The following is a 274-nucleotide window of genomic DNA, read 5'->3' as shown; positions in this document are numbered from 1 at the left end:
ATTAAAGCATAGTGGTCACGCATTCTCGCATTGAGGATCGTGACCATTTTTCTGACGACGGCAATGACAGCAACCTTTCCGGGTTTTCCGTTTTCAGTCAGACGCTTATAGAAGTCGCGCAGCAGAGGGTCGAAGCGTATTGCCGGTAATGCGGCGTAGTAAAGAGCATTGCGCACTTCCATGCGTCCGCCGCCAATCATTCTTTTGCCCTGGAACAGACCGCTATCTCTGTTGATCGGGGCGACACCGACCAACTTTGCAATCTGCCCTTTTT

1 protein-coding gene is annotated in these 274 nt (G+C 51.1%); it reads right to left on the bottom strand.

What is annotated here, in order from left to right:
* Positions 1-274 (bottom strand): transposase (locus ACXAIA_RS20655; RefSeq protein ID WP_475351010.1); only part of this gene is annotated, 274 nt, incomplete at both ends.

The sequence above is a fragment of the Thalassospira sp. ABL2_045 genome, assembly GCF_056161285.1.
This window is presented reverse-complemented; position numbering and strand designations above follow the sequence as displayed.